Origin of the sequence: Roseateles sp. YR242, from assembly GCF_900109745.1 — a bacterium.
In the GTDB taxonomy this organism is placed as follows: domain Bacteria; phylum Pseudomonadota; class Gammaproteobacteria; order Burkholderiales; family Burkholderiaceae_C; genus Roseateles.
In genome coordinates this window covers 24919-45437 of sequence record NZ_FOAV01000004.1, presented here as the reverse complement: position 1 = coordinate 45437, position 20519 = coordinate 24919, and the positions used below count along the sequence as shown (strand labels likewise).

General features: G+C 65.2%; 16 protein-coding genes. 12 read left to right on the top strand and 4 right to left on the bottom strand.

Translation table 11 applies throughout. The annotated features are described in order from the left end of the window. Nucleotides 1-10: 10 nt before the first annotated feature. Nucleotides 11-772 (bottom strand): PEP-CTERM sorting domain-containing protein, encoded by a 762-nt coding sequence (locus BMY53_RS09790; protein WP_092946058.1) that lies wholly within the window; start codon nt 770-772, stop codon nt 11-13. A 390-nt stretch (nt 773-1162) separates the two neighbouring features. On the opposite strand from BMY53_RS09790, the gene BMY53_RS09785 reads away from it, so the two are divergent. From BMY53_RS09785 to BMY53_RS09765, 5 genes are all read left to right on the top strand, one after another. Then, nucleotides 1163-2230: a flavodoxin family protein gene (locus tag BMY53_RS09785; RefSeq protein ID WP_092946056.1), complete on the top strand. Its 1068-nt coding sequence runs from the start codon at nt 1163-1165 to the stop codon at nt 2228-2230. A gap of 232 nt (nt 2231-2462) precedes the next feature. Continuing rightward, nucleotides 2463-2648, top strand: a complete 186-nt coding sequence (locus BMY53_RS09780; protein ID WP_092946054.1) for a hypothetical protein — start codon at nt 2463-2465, stop codon at nt 2646-2648. Nucleotides 2649-3284: 636 nt separating this feature from the next. Further along, nucleotides 3285-5462: a diguanylate cyclase gene (locus BMY53_RS09775; RefSeq protein ID WP_177200810.1), complete on the top strand. Its 2178-nt coding sequence runs from the start codon at nt 3285-3287 to the stop codon at nt 5460-5462. Nucleotides 5463-5513: 51 nt separating this feature from the next. Then, the gene (locus tag BMY53_RS09770) at nt 5514-6707 is read left to right on the top strand and encodes a hypothetical protein (protein WP_092946050.1); all 1194 of its coding nucleotides are present in this window, start codon (nt 5514-5516) and stop codon (nt 6705-6707) included. 261 nt (nt 6708-6968) lie between these two features. Then, nucleotides 6969-9719 carry a TonB-dependent receptor plug domain-containing protein gene (locus tag BMY53_RS09765; protein WP_255370124.1) on the top strand — a complete coding sequence of 917 codons (2751 nt, stop codon included), beginning with the start codon at nt 6969-6971 and terminating at the stop codon, nt 9717-9719. Nucleotides 9720-9826: 107 nt separating this feature from the next. Here the strand turns inward: BMY53_RS09765 and BMY53_RS09760 are convergent, their stop codons facing one another. Next, a complete protein-coding gene (locus tag BMY53_RS09760; RefSeq protein ID WP_092946048.1) occupies nt 9827-10372 on the bottom strand; it encodes a DUF4256 domain-containing protein in 546 nt (181 codons plus the stop codon). 160 nt (nt 10373-10532) lie between these two features. On the opposite strand from BMY53_RS09760, the gene BMY53_RS09755 reads away from it, so the two are divergent. After that, complete coding sequence (locus tag BMY53_RS09755) at nt 10533-11093, top strand: hypothetical protein (protein WP_404947865.1); 561 nt, start codon at nt 10533-10535, stop codon at nt 11091-11093. Here the strand turns inward: BMY53_RS09755 and BMY53_RS09750 are convergent. Beyond that, nucleotides 11086-12351 carry an aminotransferase class V-fold PLP-dependent enzyme gene (locus tag BMY53_RS09750; RefSeq protein ID WP_092946046.1) on the bottom strand — a complete coding sequence of 422 codons (1266 nt, stop codon included), beginning with the start codon at nt 12349-12351 and terminating at the stop codon, nt 11086-11088. The two genes, BMY53_RS09755 and BMY53_RS09750, sit on opposite strands and share 8 nt — an antisense overlap. Before the next feature lie 209 nt (nt 12352-12560). Here BMY53_RS09750 and BMY53_RS09745 point away from each other — a divergent pair, with 209 nt between their 5' ends. Together BMY53_RS09745 and BMY53_RS09740 are read left to right on the top strand one after the other, a co-directional pair. Next, on the top strand, nt 12561-14210 hold the full coding sequence (locus BMY53_RS09745; protein ID WP_092946044.1) for a 2Fe-2S iron-sulfur cluster-binding protein: 1650 nt from the start codon (nt 12561-12563) through the stop codon (nt 14208-14210). A gap of 82 nt (nt 14211-14292) precedes the next feature. Then, nucleotides 14293-14985 (top strand): alpha/beta fold hydrolase, encoded by a 693-nt coding sequence (locus BMY53_RS09740; protein WP_255370123.1) that lies wholly within the window; start codon nt 14293-14295, stop codon nt 14983-14985. A gap of 58 nt (nt 14986-15043) precedes the next feature. Here BMY53_RS09740 and BMY53_RS09735 read toward each other — a convergent pair whose 3' ends face one another. After that, nucleotides 15044-15418: a VOC family protein gene (locus tag BMY53_RS09735; protein ID WP_092946042.1), complete on the bottom strand. Its 375-nt coding sequence runs from the start codon at nt 15416-15418 to the stop codon at nt 15044-15046. 920 nt (nt 15419-16338) lie between these two features. On the opposite strand from BMY53_RS09735, the gene BMY53_RS09730 reads away from it, so the two are divergent. The 4 genes from BMY53_RS09730 to flhA are packed head-to-tail and all read left to right on the top strand — an operon-like array spanning nt 16339 to nt 20509. Further along, nucleotides 16339-16605 carry a flagellar biosynthetic protein FliQ gene (locus tag BMY53_RS09730; RefSeq protein ID WP_092946039.1) on the top strand — a complete coding sequence of 89 codons (267 nt, stop codon included), beginning with the start codon at nt 16339-16341 and terminating at the stop codon, nt 16603-16605. A 6-nt stretch (nt 16606-16611) separates the two neighbouring features. Next, nucleotides 16612-17391 (top strand): flagellar biosynthetic protein FliR, encoded by a 780-nt coding sequence (gene fliR / locus BMY53_RS09725; protein WP_092946037.1) that lies wholly within the window; start codon nt 16612-16614, stop codon nt 17389-17391. Beyond that, nucleotides 17391-18467 carry an EscU/YscU/HrcU family type III secretion system export apparatus switch protein gene (locus BMY53_RS09720; RefSeq protein ID WP_255370122.1) on the top strand — a complete coding sequence of 359 codons (1077 nt, stop codon included), beginning with the start codon at nt 17391-17393 and terminating at the stop codon, nt 18465-18467. The genes fliR and BMY53_RS09720 overlap by 1 nt, the downstream gene beginning before the upstream one ends. Next, the gene (gene flhA / locus BMY53_RS09715; RefSeq protein WP_092946035.1) at nt 18464-20509 is read left to right on the top strand and encodes a flagellar biosynthesis protein FlhA; all 2046 of its coding nucleotides are present in this window, start codon (nt 18464-18466) and stop codon (nt 20507-20509) included. Before BMY53_RS09720 ends, flhA begins: the two co-directional genes overlap by 4 nt. The last annotated feature ends 10 nt before the right edge of the window (nt 20510-20519 follow it).

Below are 20519 nucleotides of genomic sequence, written 5' to 3'. Positions count from 1 at the left end.
GTGCGGCTCCTTATTCAGCACGGCGACGGCGAGCCATCAGGCCAACAGCCCCCAGCCCGGCCAGCATCAGCGCCAGGGAACCGGGCTCCGGCACGGCCGGCACCGGCACCTCGGCCACGATTTCCGTGCCGAAGAAGCTCACCATGTCGTAGCGGATGGTGCCGCCCGTGCCGTAGGTGCTGGTGGTGCCGGCATAGCTGGTGGTGCCAGGCGCAAAAATGCTGACCAGCCGAACCGCGAAGGACTCGTTGTTGGCCACGCCGAGGATGGACGAAAAGTCAAAGCTCAGGCCGTTGACGAAGCTGCCCTGCTTGGTCATCTGGAAGGTGGCGGCATCCAGCCAGTTTTCGCCATCCACGGTGTAGAGCAGTTCGGTCCATGCCGAGGCGGTGGCGCTGTTGCGCTGGTCGAAACTGAAGACGATGTTTTCGTAGCCGGTCGTGTCCACGCCGAACTGCACGCCGTACACGCCGCTCTGCGTGCCTTGCGCCGCATAGGTGGCGGTATTGAGGGCCTTGCCGTTGGTGATGTCGTCGCTGCTGCCGGTGGACGTCACGAACTGCGTGGTCAGGTTGGTGGTGCCGCTCAGGAAGGCGATGCTGGCGCCGTTCTGGCTCAGGTCGTGTTTGGTCGTGCCCTGATAGCCGCCCGCCGAGGCGTCATACACGCCATTGAAGTCCCATTCCGCCACGGTGGTCTGCGCATGGGCGCCGCAGGCGATGGAGGTGGCGATAAAGGCCGCAATGGCCAGCACGGCAGGTTTGAATTTCATTGGAATAACGTCCCTAGATGATTGTTAGCAAATGAAAGTGTTTGCGCAAACGTTTCCGGCTTCACTTTGTCATCCGATAACAAATATGTTTGACCGCAAAGCGTTGGTGAACGAATCGGGCGAAGCGTAGGCGCGCTTCATGACAAGCTGGTTGCGGGGAAGCCCGGAGTCGGGCATGCCCATCCCCCATGAATGAGGGAAAGGGTTAATACGCATTCGGCCCATTGGCGGTGCGCAATGACTGCAGGGGCGCTGAGGCGGTGCAACATGCACCGGGCCTGGCACCAGTCTGGAATGGGTTTTGCCAAGGCGCAGTCATCCAAAGGGGGTCGGTCAGCAGGCAGGCCCATTGCCTGAGGAGCCCGCCCCATAGCCACCCACCAGGACGCCATGACCGACATCCGCAAAGGACAACATCCGCCCGACCTCAACCGGGAGCAATTCCATGAGCGGTTCATGCGTCAGTTCGTAGATCCCGCGTTTCGCCACGAGGACGCGGCATTGAGCCGGCTGGAAGCGATTGCCTTCGAGGCGATGAAGGAGGGGCGCAAGGCGCCGATCACGCGGCGGGCGGGCGAAGGGTTTGCGGATCCGTCCTACGATCTGTCGGTCGATTGGCTGGAAGCAAAGCGGCGGCTCGACGAGGCGCAGGCCCGATGGGCCTTGCCGGCCACCCGTTCCCGCGTGCTGCTGATCTGTGGCAGCGATCGCAATGACGGCACCTGCCCGGGCGAAATGTCCAAGACCTGGCGGCTCACGCAACTGGCGCGGGATCAACTCGCGGCCCGCGACATCGAAGCCGACGTGCTGGACCTCAGCCTGATCACGTCCGAATACGGTCGCACCATCCATCCCTGCAAAGGCTGTGTGGCCACGGCCATGCCGCTGTGCCACTGGCCCTGCAGTTGCTACCCCAACTACGCGCTGGGCCAGGGCCACGACTGGATGAACGACATCTATGAACGCTGGGTCAGCGCCCATGGGGTGATCCTCTTCACCCCCACCTACTGGTATCAATCGCCCAGCGCATTGAAGCTGATGATCGACCGGCTGGTCTGCGCCGATGGCGGCAACCCGGACCCAAGCTCCACCCATGGAAAAAAGGCCGCAGAGGCCAAGGCCATCGAGGCCGGGGGCTGGAACTATCCCAAGCATCTGGACGGCCGCGTGTACGGCCTGGTGGTGCATGGCGATGTGGCCGGTGTGGAGGCGCAGCGGCGCAACCTGGGCGACTGGCTCGACTGGATGGGCCTGATCGATGCGGGCGCTCAGTCACAACTGGACCGCTACATAGGCTACTACGAGCCCTACTTCAACAGCCATGAGACGCTGGACCGGGATGAAGCGCTTCAGCAGGAGGTGCGGCAGGTGGCGGACACCGTGGCGGACGCAGTTGCCCTGCTGCGGCAAGGTGAACTGAAGCGGCCCGAGCGGCGGCCCGCGCCAAGGACCAAATAGCGGCAGCATCGCGCTGGGCGGGGGCAGTGCATTGCAGTGCACCCCGGCGCAGCCGTGTTGCCCGAGCGCTTCTCCCTGCCGCGAGCCGTTGGGAACGGCATTTGCTCAAACAGACCATGAGCCCCTGGGCCCTCTGCGTAACGCGTAACGCGTAACGCCTCACGCCCGAGCTGACCCCGCTCGCTGGCGTTATGCAGAGGCTCCCTTGCGGGCACCACCTCAGGAGATCATCATGGCCGAACAAGGCAAGACCGCTGCAACCGCCGACGACATCGACTTTGTGTATCAACAACTCGTCAAAGGCTTGGGCCGCGAACTGGTCACCGATGCCAACGCCGAAGCCCTGGCACGCCGTGCCGACCAGGATGGCCACACCATTCTGGCCACCGAGCTGCGCGAGTGGCAGGCTCCCTGCTGATGCAAACGCGGCGGTGAACGTATCTACACGTAACACCGCCCATCAACACATTCGCGAGCGCAGCACCACCCACTCTCGCCGCTCCTCCCCCATCAACCGTGCAAAATCTCACAACTTGATGCACACCGATGGCGATACTCGCGCATTACGTCGTGGATTCGCACCAACGCTGCGGGAATCAGGTTCTACGCCATACCTGCAGTAAATACATTTTGTTATGGTTGCCGCAGGCCTGGCGCAGACAGGTCGTCAGCGCCCCATCACAACAATCCACGGCGCTGATCACGAGGGAGAGAACGTGAACAAGATCCTGGAGCGCCGCCGGGCAGCGGCTGCGGCGCGGAACGTCGCACCCATGCAGCGAAGCCTGCAAGGCCACGGGGTGCGCGCATGAGTTTCCTGTCCAGCCCGGAAGCGGACGCCGGGGACGATGCCGTCGCGACGCCTGCGCAAGTCCAGTCCTCAACTGAGCGATCATTTGATGGCTCACGCTGGGTGCCTCAGGTTGCAGACCGCCATCAAGCCGCGGTGCCTGCCCACCGCGCGTCCCAGATCGCGCTCCAGATTTCTCCCCAGACTCCTTGTCACCTCCCACGGTTTACGGACCGCGACGGACTCACCCGGGCCATTGGTACCGTGGACAGCGATGACCTCCAGCAGCGCGTCAGCGCCGCCTGGTTCCTGCGCCAATTCGACAGCCAGCACACCGCCCGCATCGCCGAACAGTTGCTGAGCGACCCCGCCGTGGCCCACGGCGACACCACCGAGTTGCGACATGCCCGTGCGCGTCTGCAACTGGCCTTGGCGGATGCTTACAACCTGCGTGGCGAACATGAATCCGCCCTGAGCCTGGCCGATGAAGCGCGCGACGGTTTCCTGGCGCTGGATCATGCGGCGGGTCAATCCGACGCCGACTGGGTAGCCGCCAACATCGTGCACGACCTGGGCGACGCCCGGCTTCGCAACCAGTTCATGCGCAGCTCCGCCACGCTGGCCCAGGAGGCCGGCGACACGGAACGCACCCTGACTGCGGAGATGGCCCTGGCGTGTTTTGCCGCCTTTGAGGACGCGGTGGCTGCGGCAGTGGCCTGGGGCACTTCCGTACGAGTGCACGAAAACGCCACCACCCCGGCGTTGCGCGCCCTGGCGCAGTTCTTCCTCTTCATCACCGAGTGGAGCAAGGGCGCCTGTGATGCGGCGCTGGCCCATGCGTTGCTGTCCATCCAGGCCTCCGAGGAATGCGGCCAGATGCGCCGCGCGCTGCTGGACAACGCCAACGTCGCCTCCTTGCTGATGGAGCTGGGTGACCTGGAGGCCGCCGCCGCGCGCCTGCGCTACCGGCTGGACATGGCCCGGCAATGTGCCTGGCCGCATCCGCTGGGCTGCACGCTGTCCGTGTTCTCCGAGGTGCTGGTGCGCCAGAACCGTGCCGATCACGCCCGCATATTCGCGCAGGAGGCCGTGGCCGTGCTTGCCCGCGTGCCTCGCACCACGCATTTCCTGAACGCCCAGCTCGCCCTGGCCGATGCGCAGCTGGAGTGTGGTGACATCGATGCAGCCGAACGCGGCTTCGTGCTGGTCAACCAGCATGGCCGGCATGTGGAGCTGGTGGAAGACCGTGCCTACGCCCTGTTCGGTCTGGCCCGGGTGGCGCATGCGCGCGGCGATCTGGAACGTGCACGAGCCCTGCTGGACAAGGCGCTGCAGCAACCGCATCTCGATCCCGACCAGGCGCTGCGCACACTCATCTGTCTGTCCCGCGTGGCTGAAGCGCAAGTGGAGGCTGGCGTCTATGGTGTGGCGCCGGACGAGCCCATCACGCTGCTGGAGCGGGCCCTCAATATTTCCGACGATCAGCTGGAAGGGGCCCAGCGCCACGAACTGCTGCTGGAGCTGGCAGACCGGCTGCAATCGCGTCACCGTGAAACAGAGGCCATTGCGGCCTTGCGCGGCGCACTGCAGGCCCTGGCCGCCGACAAGCGCCGCGCCACCGAGCGCCAGGGCATGGCCATGGAAGCGAGACACCGCAGCGAGACCATTCTGGCCGAGGCCCAGCACAACCGGGAGCTGGCGCGCAAGGAAGCGGCGCGGGCGCGCGACCTGCAGAACACCAACCGTGACCTGAGCCGCGCCATCGCCGCGCTGGAAGCTGCCCAACGCGAACTGATCGAGCGCCACCTGGAGCTGCAGAAGGCCAACGAGCGCATCCAGGAACTGAGCCTGACCGATCCACTCACCGGGCTGCGCAATCGCCGATTCCTGACGCAGGTGATCGACAAGGCCGTGGCCGAATCCCTGCGCGCCCATGCGCGGCCCAAGCCGGACATGGGTGCCGACGCCTCCACCGCACCGGGCCGGGACCTGCTGTTCTTCCTGTTGGATGTGGACCACTTCAAGCAGATCAACGACCGCTACGGCCACGCCATGGGCGACGCGGTGCTGGTGGAAGTCGCCAGCCGGTTGCGTGACGCCACGCGGGGCGAAGACTTGCTGGTGCGCTGGGGCGGGGAGGAATTCCTCATCGTGGCCCGGCATGCACGGCGTGAAGAGGCGCCCGTGATCGCGGAGCGGCTGCTCAACAGTCTGCGGGAAGCCCCCGTCCCCCTGCCTTGCGGCGAGCTGCTGCAGCTCACTGCATCGCTGGGCGTGGCGAGCTTCCCGGACGTGTCGCCACCGGCTGGGTCGGGGGGCCTCCACAGCACCGACGGCCACGCAGTCCCCGGCATGCACAACGCCTGGGAGCGCACCCTGGAGCGCGCGGATGCGGCCCTCTATGAGGCCAAGCGGCAAGGGCGCAATCGATGGGTGGAATAACGCGGTGGCATAACCACTAGACTCGACCCTGACACGTCCTCAGGAGTCGCCATGTCCACCCTGCCCCTGCTCCCGCCCCCGTCGTTCGAAGGCATTCACGAGGTGGTGGCCGAGCCCTTGAAGTTCAAGGCCAAGCTGGCCATCGGCGAAGATGCGTACGCCTCACTGCGCATGATCAACCGCACGCGCGAGGTGTGGGACGTCCTGGGCGCGGCGGGTGCTGGCGCGGCGGTGGCCAAGTCCGGCATGGTGGCCTCCGTTCTGGGCGCCTCCGCCACGCCGCTGGGCTGGGTGGCGTTTGCGGCCCTGGCCTCTGGTGGCGCCTGTTATGGGCTTTATCGGCTGCTGGGCAATACCAAGGGCGAGCGCGTCATCGAGATCCCCAAATACCTCAACACGCCGTTGGACACCCTGGGCCTGGCCCTCTTCGATCTCATCGCGCCGCTGTCGCTGCGGCTGGCTGCGATCGATGGGGCGATCGAAACCGAGGAACGCCGATTTCTCATCAACCACCTGGTCAAGGACTGGGGCCTGGGCCGGCCCTTTGTGGAGCAGGCGGTCCAAGCGGTGGAGCTTCGCATCGGCGATGCCTCGCTGGACGTGATCGCGGCCGAAGGTGCCGAGTTCCTGCGCATGAATCCGGACTGCAATCACCAGGCCATCGTGGATGACCTGGCGGTCTTCCTCCGGTCGATGCTGGAAGCGGCGGGGCCGCTGTCGCTGCAGGAAACGCAGGCACTGGACGCCACCGTAATGCTGCTTCGCACCACGCCGCCCGGTGACCTGGCCAAGGCCTGGACCCAGGCCATGGCGCTGGCGGGTGGCGCTGCCGGGCAGGTCCGCACCGCCGTCTCGGGCGCCGCAACCTGGACACAGGATCGGCTGCCCGATGCCGACACCCTCAAGGCCGGTGCCGGCGAGGCGGCCACGCAAGCCTGGATGACCGCACGCAAGGCGGCGGCGTGGACCCAGGACCGGTTGCCCAGTGCCGAGGCAGTGCGCACGTCTGCAGGTGAAGCCGCACAGCAGACCCTGGAAGCCGCTCGCAAGGCGACCGAATGGGCGCAGGCACAGTTGCCGGACCCGGACCAGGTGAAGCTGACCGGCACCCTGGCCATGGAACAGGCCTCCCGCGCGGCCAAGGATGCCGCGCGCGTGGCGGCCGACAAGGCATCCGCGCTGCTACAACGGCCGGCCGCGGTGGCCGAGCGGCTGCTGCGCAAGCGTCCGCCGACGGACGTCTGACCCGACGCATTGACTGCGCTGTTGCCTTGACGCGCGTACCCCGGTGCAACAGCGGATCCAGGCTGTTGGGACGCCGTGGGCAGGCTGTTGGATATTGGCACCATCCGCGGCCGCCCTCACCGCAGCCCGGCCACCGCAAGCCGCATGGGCCGGCGCTTCTAATCCTTGGCAATAAACAAATCAGAAACCCTTCCTTCACCGACATGACACGGCTTCCTAGAGTCCGGCGCTTCCGCCCACCGGCGCTGTTGAGGAATGCCCTTGAACTCGATCGTTGCATGTGCACTGCGCAGGAGCGCGCTGGCCGCCGCACTGACGGCTGCCTGGCCTGTGTTGGCCACTGCCCAGTCCGCTACACCGCCTGAAACCGCCACGGCGCCCAGCGCTGCCAAGACCCCAACGCCCGCTGCGGAAGACGGCACGCTGGCGCCCGTGGTCGTCACCGGCTCTCGCATCTCCCGCATCCGGGACGAAGGCCCCAGCCCCGTCACCATCCTCAAGGGCGAAGACATCGACCGCCTGGGCTACCGGAACGTCTCGGACGCCCTGGCCGGGCTCACTGAAAACACCGGATTCACGCAGGGCGAGGACTTCGGCAACACCTTCACCCCGGCGGCCAATGCCATCAGCCTGCGCGGCCTGGGGCCCAACCACACGCTGGTGCTGGTGAACGGCCGGCGCGTGGCCGACTACCCCAGCCCCTACAACGGCTCGGTGAACTTCGTGAACATCGCCAACATCCCGTCGGCGCTGATCGACCGGATCGAGGTGCTCAGCGGCGGCGCCTCCGCCGTGTATGGCTCGGACGCCATTGCGGGCGTGGTCAACATTGTGCTGAAGCGCCATGTCGAGGGCGTCACCGTCAACCTGCGCGCCGGCGCCACCGAGCGTGGCGGCGGCGAAAACGCTCGCGCCCAGGTCACGGGTGGCTTTGAGACCGGCCGTTTGAGCGGCATCTACGGGGTGGAGTTCAGCGGCCGCCAGCCAATCTGGAGCCGCCAGCGGGACTTCATGGCCGACTCCACCGCGCAGGGTGCCGCCCCGGGCGTGGTGGTCGGACGCCGCAATGCCAGCACCGGCCGCTACATCGACCCGGTGGACGGCTGCGACAACAGCGCGGGCCTGTTCGAGGGATCCACCTCGGCCTACACCTCCCGCACCGGGGTGTACTGTGGCAGTGGCCGGTCATCCCCCAGCTACTGGACCACGCAGACCGGCAACCGCAGCGTGCAGGCCGCTGCTGCGCTCCAGTACGACCTGACCAACGGCCTGGCGCTGTTTGCCGAAGGACAGTTCGGCTGGGCGCACACGGAGAACAACACCCGCGGCCCCAGCTGGACCTCGCAGGCGGCGGGCCTGGGGTACTTCCGCAATGCCAACACCGGCCTGCTGGAGACCTGGAGCCGGCGCCTGGCGCCGGAGGAACTGGGCGACATCGACCGCTTCAACCGCATTTGGCAGGACGCCACCCACAACGTCGTGGTCGGCGTGCGCGGGGAACTCTCCAAGACCTGGAACTTCGAGCTGGCCGCCGCCAGTGCCTATTACCTCAACCGGACCACCACGCCTCGGCTGCTGGCCAGTGTGGAGCAACTGTTCCTGGGCCCGCAATTGGGGACGGAGGCGGATGGCACGCCCATCTTCGCAGCCGACCCGGCGCGGCTCTACACACCGCTGACCGCGCAGGAATTCAACAGCGTGCTGGGCAAGAGCAAGGGCCGCAACAACAGCTGGAACCAGCAGGTCAGCGCCAGCGCCAGCGGCGAGTGGCTGCAACTGCCCGCCGGCCCATTGCGCGCCGCGCTGGTGGCCGAAGCTGGCAAGCAGGGCTTCAGCAACGTCAACGACCCCAGGCTGGGCCAGGGCGTGTTCTACAACACGGTCGAGTCTCCCGCCATCCGGGGCGCACGAGACCGCTTCGCCCTGGGCGCCGAACTGAATACGCCGATCACCCAGCAACTGACTGCGACCCTGGCGGCGCGCCACGACCGTTATCACTTCGCCGGTCGCAACGACGCCAGCACCACCTACAACGCCGGCCTGGAGTTCCGCCCGGTCGATTCGCTGCTGCTGCGTGCGCAGCAATCCACCAGCTTCCGCGCGCCTGACATGAACTATGTCTTTGCCGCACAGACCCGCGGTTATTACTCGTCGTCCACGGATTACTACCGCTGTGCGCAGGCGGGCATCCCGACAGCGCAATGCGAGTACGCGGATGTCTCCCCCGGCTTCAACTTCGTGCGGACGGGCTCCAGCAACCTCAAGTCCGAACATGGCCGGTCCTGGGGCCTGGGCGTGGTGTGGCAGCCCACCAGCAGCTTCGATGCCTCACTGGATCTCTGGAAGATCCGCATCGAGGACCTGGTGACCGATCTCAGCGCGGACCAGGTGCTGCGCGACGAAGCGGATTGCCGTACCGGTGTGCAGAATGCGGAGTCACCAACCTGCGTGGACGCCATCAGCCGCGTGACGCGCAATCCGGCGGACGCCCTGCTCCGCCCGGGCGAAGTCACGCTGGTGCGTGTGAACCCGATCAATGCCGCGCGCGAATCGACCTGGGGCTTTGACGTGTCCGCTCGCTACAGCTGGACCACCCAGGACTGGGGCCGTTGGGCGGTGAATGCCAAATACACGGAGGTGCGCGACTACCGCTACCAGCAGTTCAGCGGTGACAGCAATCCCAACCTCGTGGGCACGCCGGACTTTGGCGACTGGCCCAACAGGTTCAATGCCAGCCTCAACTGGCGCATCGGCAACTGGACCCATGTGCTGGCCGCACAGCGCAACGGCAAGATCGTGCGGGAAGACCAGGCGGGCTTCCTGGGCTCGTACTGGAACTTCAATGCCAGCACGGCCTGGCAGGTCACGCCCAGGACCAGTGTGAGCCTGACGGTCAACAACCTGCTGGACAAGGTCCGCAAGGACCCGAGCGCGACCTGGCCGTTCTACTCGGTCGGCTACTACCTCCCGTATGGCCGGCAGGGATGGATCGAGCTGGAACACCGGTTCTGACGGAGGGCGGGCAGGTGGCGCGTGGCGGATGGCATGGGGCAGGTGGCGCGGGGGGGCAGATGTCGCGGCAGTTGGCCTGGCGCCACCCTTACGGTGTTGCGAGCGGGTCAGACCCGAAGCGCCCCGCGAAAGCCTCGCCCGGCGTAATACGACTGGGCCCCGTTGTGATAAACGAAGACCTTCTCGTAGCGTCTGTCGCAAAAGAGCGCGCCACCTAGCTTTCGCACCTCCGGGGGCGTGCTGATCCAGCTGGACGTCTTCAAGTCGAACTCGCCGAGTTGCTGAAGTTCCCGGTACTGGGTTTCGGTCAACAGCTCGATACCCATCTCGGCGGCCATCTCAACGGCACTGCTCTGGGGCTTGTTTTCCTTGCGGGATTCCAGCGCCGCGAGGTCGTAGCAGCTGCTTCTGCGTCCGGCCGGACTTTCGGCGGCGCAGTCGTAGAAGGTGATGCCGCCGGTCTTCGCGTCGCGGCCCACCACATCGGGCTCGCCGCCGGTGGCCTCCATCTGCTGCAGCGACTTCAAGGCATCGGGGTGGGCGTCAAGCCGGGCTTGCACGTCCGCCCAGGAGATGCCGGCGTGCCGATCCGCATGGCGCTCGAACCGGGCCTTCAGCACCTGCAGGAGCGCAGTTTTTTCGGTAGCCTTCATGGTGGTCCCCGCTTTTTCGTCTGAGGTCTGCACCTGCGAGTTTGCCGCAACCGGGGGGTTCGTAGGCAAGTGGCGGGGGTTGAGCCCCGGGGCTCCGTCTGTCAGCGCGTCGGCGCCGTGTCCTACGCTCAAAGGCTTGAGCGTCCTTTAGCGTGGCGGAATGAACCACCTTCCGCACTCCGCAACGCCGAAACCCGCTGGCGACGACCTGGAAAAGGCGCCCACATTCCTGCGTGCGTTTTCGGTCATTCATGCGGCGCTGGCGCTGCTGTTTGTCTGCATGGCGCTGGTCCTGCTGGTGATCGCGGCCAAGGGTACCTGGGCCGTTCTGAGCACGGAGCTGAACGACGAGGCCGCCCAGTTGGTGATCGAGGCGATGGGGGTGCTGGCCGCCGCTGTGGTGGCGCTTCAGATTGCGCAGACGATCACCGAGGAAGAGGTGATCCGCACCTCCCACATCAGCGCCCCCACGCGCGTGCGGCGCTTCCTCTCACGCTTCATGGTGGTGATTGTGGTGGCCCTGGCCATCGAGGCCCTGGTGGCCACCTTCCGCGCCTCTCACGCGGATGCTTCCTTGCTGCTGCATGCCGCCGTGATGGTGCTGGCGGTCGGCGCCCTGCTCGCCGGCTGGGGCCTGTTCATCCGGCTGAACCGATCAGCGGAGGAACTGGAACCCGAAGCCATGCAGGAAGCCAAGCGGGAAGATCACAAGCTCAAGTAGCGAGCGCGGCGGGCGCCCCCTGCAGGGCACGCAGCCCGGTGAGCAGCCGCTCGATGTCTTCCAGCGACGTCGTCACGGCCGGCGTAACCCGCACGACACTCCCCTTCGCAGCACCGTCCCGATGCACGGTATGGACGCCATGAACATCCCGCAGCGTGGCGACGATGGCCTTGCACGCCTGCGAGCTCTCATGGCCGCGCAGCCGGAACGACGAGATGCCAGCCACCATGGTGGGGTCATCCGGTGTCTGGATGTCGATGCCGGCCATCTCCCGTGCCGGACCGACCCAGGCGTCCCGCAGCTTGCGCAGGCGTAACGCCTTCTGGCGCGCACCGATGCGTTGATGCAGTTCCAGGGCGGAGGGAATGGTCAACCATGCGGCGAAGTTGGGCGTGCCGACGTGCACCCGCGAGCGGATATCGTCCGCCGGGTAGGTCTGGTCCCCCATGAAGGGGTCGATGGCGCCCAACGCGTCTCGGCGCACATAAAGGCAGGCGCATCCCAGCGGAGCACCGATCCACTTGTGAAGGTTGAATGCCGCATAGGGCACGTCCAGATCGGCAATGGAGAAATCCATCTGGCCCCAGGAATGGGCGGCGTCCACGATGACATCAGCACCTGCGGCTTTGGCCAGGGCGCCGATCTCGCGCACCGGCATCACCAGGCCCGTCCCGAAGCAGACATGGCTGAGCAGCACCAGCCGTGTCCGTGGGTGTTGGCGCAGGGCCTGTGCGTAGGTGTCGAGCACGGCCTGGCGGGTGGCGGGCTCGGGAATCGAAATTTCCACCGGCACCGCACCGCGACGAACGCGCAGCCACTGCATCGCATCACGCATGGCGGGGTAGTCCAGATCGGCATACATCACCTCGTCACCAGGCTGCAGCCGGTTGTAGCCGCCGATCAAGGCCTGCATGGCTTCGGAGGCGCCGCGCGTGAGCTCGATCTCGTCTTCTCCGCAGCCGAGTGCGTCTGCCACGGTGCGGCGCAGCCCTTGCAGCAGCTGCGGCCAGTGGGGCCGGATCAGCAGGGTGTTCTCGTGATTGACCCGGTCGATCCAGTGATGAAACATCGCCTTGACCGGTTCCGCCATGGTGCCCCAGAAGCCGTTTTCCAGATTCACCGGCTGGTTGGACACCGCATACAGGCGCCGCACGGCGGACCAGTACGACTCGTCGTCAGCGGTGAAAGTGGTTGGCGTGGGCGGCAATGAGGCCAAGGCCTCGTGGAACTGGGGAACGCGGAACCGTAAGTCGTCCATGGTCGATGAGGGTCCTGGTGGGTGGATGTGCTGCAGCTGAAGCCGGGGTGATGGTTGCCCCCCAGCCTCACACGGATGCCGTATTGGCGATGGATCGCGATGGCTCGAATTTAACGCCGCTTTACCCGATTTGACGCCACGATGTTCTCAGCCGGCAAGAATGGCCAAGGCCCTCAGTCGGGGCGTCGAAGCCATCGTCGGAGACCATCATGGGCCGCGCTTATTCAGACATCACCTTCACGCCGGGCGTGCGCGAGGTCCAGGCCGAACTGGGAAGCCGCGAGCAGTACGCCTTCCTGGACACCATGGCGGACCGGGGCGATTCGCTGACGCCCCGCGAGATTCAATTCATCGAGCAGGCCGATCATTTCTTTCAAGCCACGGTGAGTGAAACCGGTTGGCCTTATGTCCAGCACCGGGGCGGGCCCAAGGGATTTCTGAAGGTGATCAACCCCAAGGTGATCGGCTTTGCGGACTTTCGCGGCAATCTGCAGTACCTGAGCGTTGGCAATCTGCGCCGAGACGACCGCATATCCCTGATCCTCGTTGACTTCCCCAACCAGCGGCGGCTGAAGCTGCTGGGCCGCGTCCAACTTGTGGAAGCGGGTGAGAGCAAGGAGGCAGACGCGGCCATTGCTGCCGTCGCCAACCCCGCTTACGCCGCCACGGTGGAACGTGCTTTTCTGATCGCCATCGAAGGCTGGGACTGGAACTGCCCGCAGCACATCACCCCTCGGTTCACAGAAACCGAGGTGGTCCACTTGATGACGCCTCTGCGCGCGCAGGTACAAAAGCTCAAGGCGCAGTTGGAGGAAGCCCGGTCCGTCACTCTAGCGGTGCCCCCAGCGCCATCGGCGCCGTCACCGCCATCATCGCCGGCAGGTTCCCTGGCCCTCGGGGACGGTCCGTTGTCGCTGACAGTCGTCGGGGTCCGGCAATTGACGAAGGCCGTGCGAGCGTATGAGCTGGTGAGTACCGACGGTGGGCAGCTCCCCGCCGTGCAGGCCGGCGCCCACCTGGACGTGCCCATGCGTCTGGCGAATGGTGTTCTGACGACACGTTCCTACTCGATTGCGTCCAGCCCGCTCCGGCGTGACGCCTTCGAGATCGCGGTGTTGCACGAGGCCGCGGGGACTGGCGGGTCTGCAGCCGTGCACGAGACCTTTGCCATTGGCACAAGAATCCGCTGCGCGATGCCGGAGAACAACTTCCCGCTGGCGCCTCAGCCGCACCGTGCCATCCTGGTGGCGGGCGGCATCGGCATTACCCCGCTCAAGGCCATGGCCCACGCGCTGGCGGCGTCGGGCCGGGACTTCGAACTTCATTTCGCCTGCCGCTCACAGGCCCAGGCGCCGTTCCTTGGACAGTTGATCGAGCAATTCGGGCATCGCGTGATCGTCCATTCTGCGCAGGATGGTCAACGACTCGACGTGGCCGGTCTGCTGAAATCGCTGGGGGACAGCGATCACCTGTACGTCTGCGGCCCACCCCGGCTGATCGACGCGGTGCGGCTGGGAGCCGCCGAGCTGGGCATGGCTGCCGATCGTGTGCATGTCGAGCGGTTCACCTTGCCGCAAGACAAGGCAGGCGACCGCGCATTTGACGTGCATCTGGACAAGAGCGGCCGGACGATCCAGGTGCCACCGCAGCGCTCCATCCTTGAAGCGCTTGAGGCCCAGGGCTTGCATCCACCCGCATCGTGCCGCATAGGGACCTGCGGCACCTGTGCCACCCGCGTGGTCGATGGCGTTCCCCTGCACCGGGATGACGTGCTGACGCCGGACCAGCGCGAGAAACAGCACCTGATGTGCATCTGTGTGTCCCGATCCGAATCTGACGAATTGCATCTGTCGCTCTGACGACGACGTTCAGCGCCCACGCAGCCGCGCCTTTGTCATCGCACGGAGCCGGCCCCCAGTTCCCAATGGAAGGAGACCTCCAATGTCCTACCCTCACATCATCCTGGTTCACGGCGCATGGGCCGATGGATCCAGCTGGAGCAAGATCATTCCCCTCTTGCAGGCGAAGGGTCATCAAGTCACGGCGGTGCAGCATCCGCTGACATCGCTGGCCGATGACGTTGCTGCGACCGCTCGTGCCTTGGCGCTTGTGAACGGGCCTGTCCTGCTGGTCGGACATTCGTATGGCGGGGTGGTGATCACCAACGCTGGCGTGGATCCCAAAGTGGTGGGCCTGGTTTACGTCGCGGCGTTTGCACCGGATGAAGGGGAAGCTGTCGGCGACCTGGGGCACGAGTTTGCGCCGCCGCCCGGGGTTTCAGAGCTTCGCCCCGATGCCAGCGGATTTCTCTCCATGACGGCGCAGGGTGTGGCGGACAACTTCGCGCAGGACCTGCCGCCGGCGGAGGCGCGCTTGATGCACGCGGTCCAGACGCCGACCCACGGTGCGACGTTCGGCGCCAAGACAGGTCAGGCCGCGTGGAAGTCCAAACCCAATTGGTATGTGGTGGCGACCCATGACCGGATGATCCAGCCGCAGCTGCAGCGCAAGTTTGTCGAGGCACTGAATGCACAGACGCTGACGCTTGCGTCCAGCCACGTGCCGATGTTGTCGCACCCGGTGGAGGTGGCGGACTTCATTGATGGTGCTGCGCGTCAGTTGCAGGGCCAATGAGGCTTGGTTGCAGCGGCAGGTTGGCGGGGTCTGAGGCGCAAGTCGGGCGCCCGCCTCGTCAATCCTTCAGCTTCCACGGTGGGTTCTTTCGGGCTTCACCGGCCCAAAACAGGCACAACACATTGCCGCTGGGATCCTCCAGTCTTGCCTCGCGCCAGAGCCAAGGTTCATCGCGCGGCAGCTGGGTGAACTGAAATCCGGCCACCAGCAGGCGGCGCACTTCGGCGTCCACCTCGGGCGTTTCGAAGTACACGACATGGTGGCCGCCCCCGGGGTGCGCCACCTGGTGCAGCGAAAACGTCGAATCACCTGTCGTGCATTCGAAGCGCGCGTAGTGAGGCGCGCCGACGATCTGCTTGAATCCCATGCGGAGGTAAAAGTCGATCGAACGCGGGAGGTCTACGGCGGGAAGCGTGACTTGGTTGAGGTTCATAGAAAGATGCCGTATTTGCTATTAAGAAAGACGAGAAGCCACGTGTCTACAGAGGGGAGCCCGGTAGATTACCGCCTGTTTTTTTATAGCAAATACGACAACAAATAACATCAGCTGCGCCTCCGAAAGACATGGAGTGTGCCGTTGCTGGACGAGTCCATCGCCTCGCCCAAGCTCTCCAACTCGAAGCCCATCACGGCCGCGAACGCCGAGAAAATTGGCCGCTCGGCTCTGCAGGGAGCGCGCTGATCGCCTCCCCGGCAGGGTCATCCCCTTCGTGGAGCACCAACCGCTGGTCGGTTAGGCGGGGCGGAGGAGCGCTATGCGTGAAAGCGTTCGACGGGCCGGCGCGCTCTCGCATTAGTCTGGCGCCCGCAGCTATATGGATTTTCCCCAAATCCTGCAAATCAACTCATCGACCGACATTCGCCCCGAAAGCCCATTTTTATGCGGCTTGGCGGGATTGTTTCAATTTGCCTAGATATTCATCACCGACCCAAAAAAATACTTCGCCAGTTGATATCAGACCAAACTGTGTCATCTCAGACACCACCTAATGTATTACTCCGGGCTTCCTGTTGCTTAAGCACCACCGATGCGTAGAGCCCACATTTCATGGGTCACACCCCTCCGGGGGGCTGGCCGAGGGAGTTCAATCAGAGGTAGCCACGCTGTTTTTGCACCATTTCTGAATCAACGGGGCGATTAACGCCCCACTATCGATTTGTGCGAACAAAACCAGCGAGATGTCATCGGTAGCGGGAATCAAGGCGCTCCATCATGGGTCAGCGGCAGTGGCCACAAAACCACGTCAGTAATCACCCTCCCCTGGCGCAAGAAGTACCCACATTTACACTGTGTCAACTGAGCGCAAATTGATGCGCCATCCGGGCAGACAGAGGGTATTGGGAGGATCACTTATGCACGCAGATCTTGCGTTACGCATGCTGGCGGAGCTTTTCTGGACGGGGATGCTCGTGTGCCTTCCCGTACTAGGGCTGACCATGCTGGTGGGATTGCTGATCAGCATCCTGCAGGTCGTGACCCAGGTGCAGGAGATGTCGCTGACCTTCATCCCGAAGCTGCTCACCGCCGCCATCAGTCTGGTGGTGTTCGGGCCCTGGATGCTGCGAACCCTCGCCTCGTTCTCCACCCGACTTTGGTCCGACATTCCGTCCATGTTCTGAGCAGCCATGCTCTGGTCCTCCTTGTTTGACACCGTCACGGCCTGGGGTATGGCGACGCTGTTGCTCGCACTGCGTGTGGCGGGTCTGCTGCTGTTTGCCGCTCCATTGGCCGCGGTGTCGATTCCGCCAGTTGTACGGGTGCTTTTCGGCCTGACGCTGTCGGTCGCGCTCGCGTCGGTGCTGCCCGTGTCGGCCCCGCCGCATGATCTCGGCGCCGGGGCCCTGATGGTGGCAGGGGCCTGCGAAGCCACCCTAGGTGTGCTGCTCGCCACCGGCATCAACGTCGCTTTCGGCGCGTATGCGCTGGGAGGGCGCCTGCTGGACGTGCAGATGGGCTTCGGCATGGCCCAGGTATTCGACCCCGTCACACGGCAGCAGGTGCCGGTGATCTCCAGCGCCTTCACACAGTTGGCCATCGTGCTGTTCTGGGTGACGGACGCCCATCACAACATGCTGCGCGGCCTGGCCCTCAGCATCGACCGTATCCCTGTGGGCACGCCCTGGCTGTTTGAAAGCGCCGCCGCGGCCCTGATCCAGCAAGGGTCGTCGATGTTCGCGCTCGGCTTTGCCATGGTGGCCCCCGTGGTGTTGTGCCTGCTGCTCGTCGAAGTCGCCCTGGGCGTGCTCTCGCGCAACCTGCCGCAGATGAACACCTTCATGCTGGCGGTGCCCTTGAAGGTGATGCTCGGCATGGCCGCGCTAGCTGCCGCCATGACCACGCTCACAGGCGTGGTGGAACGGGTCAATGTGTCGATCTTCCGGACCTGGGGAATGGTGTTTCCATAATGGAACAGGAACTCGACCGCAATGACGCGGCCACGCCCTACAAGCTCGAACAGGCCCGCCGCAAGGGCCAGGTCGCGCGCAGCGCCGACGTGGTCTCCGCCATCGTCTTTGGTGTGGCCGTTGTTTATTTCTATGCTCGTGGCTGGGCCTTCGTCTCCGCGCAGTTCCAGTTCGACGGCCAACTTTTCAGATTGGCAGCTGCCGTTGACCATCCCGCTCAACTCTGGGACCTTATCGCCCAGTCATGCCGGGCGGCGCTGGCGCTGCTCTTGCCCTTCTTCGCCACGATCATGATCGCGGCCATTCTCGCCAACGTCCTGCAGACGGGACCGGTGCTGTCCGCGCACCCGATTCAGCCCGACTGGCAGCGCCTGAACCCGGCCACGGGCCTGAAACGCATCCTGTCGATCCGCACGCTGTTCGACGCCGGCCGGGCCATCATCAAGCTCACCGTGCTGGTACTGGTGGTCCATGCGGCGCTCACGGCCCTTCTGCCCCAGTTCCCACAGCTTGCCGGGCGCCCGCCCCTTGCATTCGCGCGCATGCTGATTGATGACGTTGCCTCCCTGTGCCTCAAGCTGGCGCTTGCCCTTGCCGTCATCGCCCTGATCGATCTCGGTTTCAGCCGCCGAGAATTCGCCAAGAACATGCGCATGAGCAAGCGCGAGCTGAAGGACGAGGTCAAGAACCGCGAAGGGGATCCACGAATCCGCGGACGGCTGCGCGAGCTCCGGCGCGAAATGCTCAGGCGCAGCCGGTCACTGTCGAAGACCGGCAGCGCCGACGTCCTGATCACCAACCCCACCCACTTTGCCGTCGCCCTCCGCTATCAGCACGGCGAGATGGCCGCCCCCCAGTTGCTGGCCAAGGGCGCGGGCGGCATGGCCGCCGCCATGCGCCAGATCGCCTCGGCGAAGCGCATCCCCGTGGTGCAGAACCGCACGCTGGCGCGGGCCATCTATTTCAATATGGACATTGACCAACAGGTGCCACCCACGCTGTACGCCGACGTGGCCCGCATCGTCGTGTGGGTGCTCGCCATGCGACGGGCCCGGGAAATGGGAGCTTCCGCATGAGTGCGCTGCAACGCATCTTCGGCAAGCACAGCGACATCGCCATGGTGGCGCTGGTCCTGGGCATTTTGGTGATCCTGTTCGCGCCGATCCCGTCGGTGGTGCTGGACTTCCTGCTGCTGACCAACTTCAGCTTCGCCTTCCTGATCCTCCTGCTGACGTTCTACATGGCCCGGCCGGTGGAGTTCTCCACCTTCCCGTCGCTCTTGCTGATCGCCACGCTGTTCCGCCTTTCACTGAACGTGGCCGCCACGCGCCTGATCCTGTCGGAGGCCAGCGCCGGCAAGGTGATCGGCGCCATCGGTTCATACGTGGTGGGTGGCAACTACGTGATCGGTCTGATCGTTTTCCTGATCCTCATCGTCGTCCAGTACGTGGTGGTGACCAACGGAGCCCAGCGGGTGTCCGAAGTGGCCGCCCGTTTCACGCTGGATAGCATGCCTGGCCAGCAGATGAGCATCGATGCCGACCTGAACATGGGCTTCATCGACCAGGCCGAGGCGCAGCGCCGCCGCAGGAACCTGGAGAAGGAAGCCGGCTTCTACGGCGCCATGGACGGCGCGAGCAAGTTCGTAAAGGGTGATGCTATCGCCGGCATCATCATCATGCTGATCAACATCGTCGGCGGCATCGTGATCGGCGTGATGCAGCTGGGCCTGCCCTGGGGCCAGGCGCTGCAGACCTACACCCTGCTGACCATCGGCGACGGCATCGTCACCCAGGTGCCGGCGCTGGTGATCGCGGTCGGCACCGGCATCATCGTTACCCGCTCCGCCTCGGACGGCAACCTCAGCCAGGAGGTGCTGCGCCAGATCACTTCGTTCCCCAAAACGCTGCTGCTGGTCGCGGGGGCGTTGGGTGGCCTGTTGCTGCTGCCCGGCATCCCCGCCTGGCCGGCGCTGGTACTCATCACCGTGGTGCTCGGCGTCTGGTGGATGGTGCGCCGCGGCGCCGCGTCCACGCCCGCAGATGGCGAGGAAGGCGACGGCAAGACGGACGCAGGCCAGGAGGCCGACCCGTACGCCCTGCTCCCCGTGGAGCCCATCGAGGTGCAGGTGGGCAGCCGCTGGAGCGAACTGGTCACGCAGCCGGGTGGTCTTTTCATGGACCGGATTGCCAGCTTCCGCCAGCAGCATGCGCAGGAATACGGCCTGGTGCTACCGCGCGTGCGCTTCAAGGATCTTGCCCGGCTGGGTGCGGAGCGTTATGAGATCCACGTGGACGGCGTGGTGGTCGGGCGCGGCGAGGCCCGTGCCGACAAGCTCCTGGCCATCCATCCCGCCGGGGATACCTCGGCCATCCCTGGTGAAGTCACCCGCGACCCTACCTACGGCCTGCCCGCGCTCTGGATCGACCCGACGCGGCGCGAAGCCGCCGTCGCCGCCCGCTACACGCTGGTGGACGGACAGACCGTGCTCATCACCCATCTCACCGAAGTGCTCCGGCGCGAGTCCGCCACGCTGCTGACACGGCAGGAGGTAGACCGCCTGCTGGCACGTGTGCGCCAGAGCCAGCCCTCGCTGGTGGAAGAACTGATCCCCACCGTGCTCGCCCTGACCGACGTGCAGCGCGTGCTGCAGAACCTGCTGCGCGAGAAGGTGAGCATCCGCCACATCGAGGCCATTCTCGAAACACTGTCGGATGCCGGCCGCACCAGCAAGGACGTGGGCTACCTCACCGAGCGTGTCCGGCACCGGCTGGGCCATGCCATCTGCCAGCAGCTCCTGGGCGAAGCCACGTCCCTGCAGGTCATGACGCTCGACCCGGCGATGGAGATCCAGTTCATGAACAGCGTCCGCCAGGCCGAGCCAGGCCAGCCCCTGGTCATCGACCCGCGCCTGGCCGAACTCTTCATGGGCCGGCTCGTGACCATCTCGGAACGCATGATGAAGCACAACCTGCTGCCCGTGCTGCTCTGCGCCCCCGACCTGCGGCGCCATCTGCGCTCGCTCTCCGAGCGGGTACTGCCGCACCTGCGCATCCTCTCGATGACCGAGGTTCCCCAGGCCATCGAACTCAAGTCCTACGCCGTCGTCGGCGCGTAAGCCGCCCATT

What these genes read in the sequence shown, in the direction of transcription:
- fliR (WP_092946037.1), top strand. Translation starts at nt 16,612, where the DNA reads ATGCTCTGGTCCTCCTTGTTTGACACCGTCACGGCCTGGGGTATGGCG.
- BMY53_RS09745 (WP_092946044.1), top strand. Translation starts at nt 12,561, where the DNA reads ATGGGCCGCGCTTATTCAGACATCACCTTCACGCCGGGCGTGCGCGAG.
- BMY53_RS09730 (WP_092946039.1), top strand. Translation starts at nt 16,339, where the DNA reads ATGCACGCAGATCTTGCGTTACGCATGCTGGCGGAGCTTTTCTGGACG.
- BMY53_RS09750 (WP_092946046.1), bottom strand. Translation starts at nt 12,351, where the DNA reads ATGGACGACTTACGGTTCCGCGTTCCCCAGTTCCACGAGGCCTTGGCC.
- BMY53_RS09755 (WP_404947865.1), top strand. Translation starts at nt 10,533, where the DNA reads ATGAACCACCTTCCGCACTCCGCAACGCCGAAACCCGCTGGCGACGAC.
- BMY53_RS09720 (WP_255370122.1), top strand. Translation starts at nt 17,391, where the DNA reads ATGGAACAGGAACTCGACCGCAATGACGCGGCCACGCCCTACAAGCTC.
- BMY53_RS09790 (WP_092946058.1), bottom strand. Translation starts at nt 772, where the DNA reads ATGAAATTCAAACCTGCCGTGCTGGCCATTGCGGCCTTTATCGCCACC.
- BMY53_RS09780 (WP_092946054.1), top strand. Translation starts at nt 2,463, where the DNA reads ATGGCCGAACAAGGCAAGACCGCTGCAACCGCCGACGACATCGACTTT.
- BMY53_RS09735 (WP_092946042.1), bottom strand. Translation starts at nt 15,418, where the DNA reads ATGAACCTCAACCAAGTCACGCTTCCCGCCGTAGACCTCCCGCGTTCG.
- BMY53_RS09760 (WP_092946048.1), bottom strand. Translation starts at nt 10,372, where the DNA reads ATGAAGGCTACCGAAAAAACTGCGCTCCTGCAGGTGCTGAAGGCCCGG.
- BMY53_RS09785 (WP_092946056.1), top strand. Translation starts at nt 1,163, where the DNA reads ATGACCGACATCCGCAAAGGACAACATCCGCCCGACCTCAACCGGGAG.
- BMY53_RS09770 (WP_092946050.1), top strand. Translation starts at nt 5,514, where the DNA reads ATGTCCACCCTGCCCCTGCTCCCGCCCCCGTCGTTCGAAGGCATTCAC.
- BMY53_RS09740 (WP_255370123.1), top strand. Translation starts at nt 14,293, where the DNA reads ATGTCCTACCCTCACATCATCCTGGTTCACGGCGCATGGGCCGATGGA.
- flhA (WP_092946035.1), top strand. Translation starts at nt 18,464, where the DNA reads ATGAGTGCGCTGCAACGCATCTTCGGCAAGCACAGCGACATCGCCATG.